The sequence below is a fragment of the Rubritalea sp. genome, assembly GCF_039830215.1.
In the GTDB taxonomy this organism is placed as follows: domain Bacteria; phylum Verrucomicrobiota; class Verrucomicrobiia; order Verrucomicrobiales; family Akkermansiaceae; genus Rubritalea.
Window position 1 is genome coordinate 4,545 of record NZ_JBDOPO010000305.1, and the last position, 1,911, is coordinate 6,455.

The window sequence follows — 1,911 nt, forward strand, 5'->3', positions numbered from 1 at the left end:
CCAGCATTAGCTCTCACGACCCTCTGCTGTATGATGCACGCGTTGAAGAAAATCATAATCGGCTAGTCTCCTTCACATTTTGATTTCTTCATTGTTCGTATCTTGCAAGTGCGACAAGAAAACAATTTTATACTCAAGCTTCTAGAGTCAAATTGGATACAGCTAGCCACTATGTAATTTTAAATCGAGAGAGTCCCTCAATTACGAGCTTGGCTCAGGGTGCCTTACCAACCAATCCGGCAGACACCGTATTACCCAAGAATATGTTAATCTCTCCTACAAAAGATTTTGAGGTAGACCGGTGCTTTAGGAATGCAAAGTAACAATAATTTATCATGATACCCCTAAAGTAAGAAGTTTGTCACAGTTGAAACATTTCAGCATCGACAAACCACTGGGCGACGTGTTCTCATCCACTTTTCCCAATTTTCCGTTATGAAACATTTACTTTCTATTGAAGAGCTCGACGCTGGTCAGCTCAATGGTCTCGTCGTCTCAGCCATTCAGCTCAAAGCTGAACGCGGCAACCACAGCAGCCAACCACTCGCTGGGCAGACTTGGGCAATGATTTTCACCAAGTCCTCCACCCGCACACGTGTATCCTTCGAAGTTGGTGTACGCGAACTAGGAGGCACAATCATGTTCCTTTCCTCTAACGATATCCAACTTGGTCGTGGTGAACCAATCAGAGACACTGCTCGTGTGTTAGGTCGCATGATTCACGGGTGCATTATCCGCACTTTCGACCAGCAAGACGTAGTCGATTTCTCCGAATATGGTCAAATCCCTACGATCAATGCTCTGACTGACGAAGAACATCCCTGCCAGATTCTTGCTGACCTACTTACTGTGAAGGAAAAGTTAGGAACTTGGGTAGGCAAGAAAGTCGTCTTCATCGGCGATGGCGACAACAACATGTCACGCTCATGGATCTGGGCAGCAAAACACCTCGGCTTCGAGCTCGTGGTTGCCGCTCCAGCTTCCTGTATGCCTCCACAAGAGTGGATGGATAAGGTCAATGCTCCAAACGTGACTCTCACCTCTGATGCTGCGGCTGCGGTGAAAGGTGCAGATGTGATCAACACCGACGTCTGGCTCTCTATGGGCCAAGAAGGACAAGCTGAAAAAGAAGCACTCTTTGGCGACTACCAAGTAAACTCGAACCTACTCAGCAACGCTGCTGACGGCCACATCGTTCTACATTGTCTCCCAGCGTACCGTGAGAAAGAGATCACAGAAGAGGTTCTCGAACTGCACGCCGATACCATTTTCCAGCAGGCTGAAAATCGCCTGCACGCTCAGAAGGCAGTCCTAGCAGCTGTTGCGGGCTAAGGAGTTGATCAATCTTTTCCACCGAATGACCCAAGGGACAACACTGTCGCGTGGGTCATTTTTAGTCTAGATCGAGACCACCTAGGCGGACGTCTCCCAAAAAATAGCTAGCTAACTATTAATCAGACCCGTTCCATCCATTGTTAAATGCCTCATTATGCAGCATGCGCTAAATAGTACTCACTCTTTTCTATAGGCACCTCAGTGATTGTTGGTGGGAGCTGCGCTTCTACTAGCTCATCTGCATGGTAGTCGATGAAGGTTTGTTCTAGATGGGCGCAGAGATCGGCGATCGTTTGCTTCTTGCTCACGCGGTACTCGATCATCTCTTTATGCGTCGTTGCTGGATAACTCTTGATTACAGCATGCTCGCTGCCCTTCACGCCCACCCCCGCAGCCTGAATATCGCTTGCTCGTTCAGTGAAGTTTCCTACCACATCATTGAGATAGCCGCTCATACGCGTTCACTTAGTGCGTAACTAATCGAAAATAAATCAATAAAAAGCTTGAAATAGTGAGTGCGTCGGCATGCTTGGCATGTCTAAACGCTTACACACCAACGACTCACAGCTCAACTTA

General features: G+C 47.6%; 2 protein-coding genes. One reads left to right on the forward strand and one right to left on the reverse strand.

Annotated features, from left to right (window positions below; all coding sequences use genetic code 11):
- Nucleotides 1-435 precede the first annotated feature (435 nt).
- Nucleotides 436-1,332, forward strand: a complete 897-nt coding sequence (gene argF, locus ABGY95_RS10165; protein ID WP_347441570.1) for an ornithine carbamoyltransferase — start codon at nt 436-438, stop codon at nt 1,330-1,332.
- A gap of 155 nt (nt 1,333-1,487) precedes the next feature.
- On the opposite strand, the gene ABGY95_RS10170 is transcribed toward argF, so the two are convergent.
- Nucleotides 1,488-1,790 carry a hypothetical protein gene (locus ABGY95_RS10170; protein ID WP_347441571.1) on the reverse strand — a complete coding sequence of 101 codons (303 nt, stop codon included), beginning with the start codon at nt 1,788-1,790 and terminating at the stop codon, nt 1,488-1,490.
- Nucleotides 1,791-1,911 lie beyond the last annotated feature (121 nt).

Bases quoted from the DNA above. Each gene is read 5' to 3' on its own strand.
- argF (WP_347441570.1), top strand. From the start codon at position 436: ATGAAACATTTACTTTCTATTGAAGAGCTCGACGCTGGTCAGCTCAAT.
- ABGY95_RS10170 (WP_347441571.1), bottom strand. From the start codon at position 1,790: ATGAGCGGCTATCTCAATGATGTGGTAGGAAACTTCACTGAACGAGCA.